Origin of the sequence: Paractinoplanes hotanensis, assembly GCF_023717965.1 — a bacterium.
GTDB classification, from domain to species: Bacteria; Actinomycetota; Actinomycetes; order Mycobacteriales; family Micromonosporaceae; genus Actinoplanes; species Actinoplanes polyasparticus.
Genome location: NZ_JAMQOL010000127.1, coordinates 1 through 1,190 on the forward strand (window position 1 = coordinate 1; position 1,190 = coordinate 1,190).

Below are 1,190 nucleotides of genomic sequence, written 5' to 3' on the forward strand. Positions count from 1 at the left end.
TACGCAGGGTGGCCATGACGGCGGGTCCGTTGCCGGTCCGGGCTTGATGGGCGTCTTCACGGAAAGTTACGTCCCGGACGTAGTGCACAAGGTTTTCGATCAGCCACTCTGCCCGGATCCAGCGCTGCAGATCGATCGGGTGGGCATCGGCGGCGGGCAGGGAGATGGTCAGGTACGCGGTTTCGCGGGTGGTCTTGCCGCTGGCGGTGAGGGTGCGGGTCCGGGTGATCCGGATGGCCTGCTCGGCGTGTGGGAAGGCGATCCCGCCGGGGGTCTGCAGGGTGACGGCCTTGACGGTACGGGTCTCTCGCCGCCCGTGCCCGGTTTCGCGGCTCTGGTGGCCGATCGGGACCTGCGTCCAGGGCAGGGTCTTGAGCTGGGTGAACAGGGTGGGCTGGTTACCTTTGGCCGGGATCAGCAGGTAGGCGCCCCGCGCGGCGATCTCGGTGGCGTGCGCGGTCTGCGTGTGCAGGGCGTCGGCGACGAACAGCAGCCCGTTCAGGCTGCCCAGCACCGTTTCGACGGCGTTGAGCAGCGGTGTGAAGGCGGGGATTTCGTTCGACTTCGCGGCCACGGTGACCTGCGCGAGGACGACGCCGGTGCTGGTGTCCAGGGCGGACAGCAGGTGGACCTGCCTGCCGTCGGCGCGGCGGGCACCTCGCACGGTCTTGCCGTCGACGGCGATGACCTGCCGATATCGCGGCCGGCGGGGCCGGTCGGCTGATCCGGCGCGGGTACGAAGCCAGCTGGCCAGGATGGTGGCGAGCAGGTCGGCGTCCAGGCGGATCAGTAGGCGCCACATCGTGGTCATGGCCGGCACACCGCGGACGAAACCGAGCCGGGCCCGGGCGATGTCGTCCAGGTCGTCCAGCCAATCCGTGATCGCGGCCACCGACGAGGCGCCGGCCGCCACCGCGTACACCGCGACCGTGAGCAGCCCGGCAAGCGGATAACGCAGACCGCGCGGGCTACGAGGATCCGGCACTGCCGTCAACGCATGCAGCAGGCCTATTTGTTCACCGTCGGTCACCGCTCGGGTGGGCGGGTCGGTGGGGGTGGTGACTGCGGACAGTACCTGGATCGGGCATGCTGACATCGCGGGTGGGATCCTCGAGGGTGGCTGGAAGCGTGAGAACTCCCATGATCACCTAGGCGATCTCACCCGCCCTGAGCACCCTCCACAAAGGCCG

At 69.2% G+C, this 1,190-nt stretch carries 1 protein-coding gene; it reads right to left on the reverse strand.

The features are described from left to right. A partial coding sequence (locus LXN57_RS47695; RefSeq protein WP_251804962.1) for an ISAs1 family transposase occupies nt 1-1,096 on the reverse strand: 1,096 nt, incomplete at its 3' end. Between the last annotated feature and the right edge of the window lie 94 nt (nt 1,097-1,190).